The organism is Pseudomonas sp. 2822-17 (assembly GCF_002742485.1).
GTDB lineage: Bacteria > Pseudomonadota > Gammaproteobacteria > Pseudomonadales > Pseudomonadaceae > Aquipseudomonas > Aquipseudomonas cyclaminis.
In genome coordinates, this window is record NZ_LJRZ01000755.1 from 1 (window position 1) to 306 (window position 306).

Genomic DNA, 306 nt, shown 5'->3' on the forward strand with positions numbered 1-306 from the left:
GCTCCCTAGAGGTATTGCTGCATACAAAAGCATCAGCACTACTAAAGTAGTTATGGTGTAGAACAAAAACCAGCTTACAAATCCTCCTTGAAACATTGCGTAGCTAAATAGTGCAGCAAATATACCGATGACAAACAAACCCCTCAACAGAAGCTTTACACTATTCAAAACTCTTCTAGTCTTAGTCATCTTGCCGTTTCATTCCCTACTGGAATTGACACTTGTTCTAACACATCTTTAATATCCGATCATTTGTCAGGTTTGAAAGCTTTGCATCAGAGTTAAGCAGGATTCGATGTTGTAGTG

At 38.9% G+C, this 306-nt stretch carries 1 protein-coding gene; it reads right to left on the reverse strand.

Annotated features, from left to right (window positions below):
* Nucleotides 1-189 (reverse strand): hypothetical protein (locus AOA60_RS33520; RefSeq protein ID WP_218240872.1); only part of this gene is annotated, 189 nt, incomplete at its 3' end.
* Nucleotides 190-306: the final 117 nt, after the last annotated feature.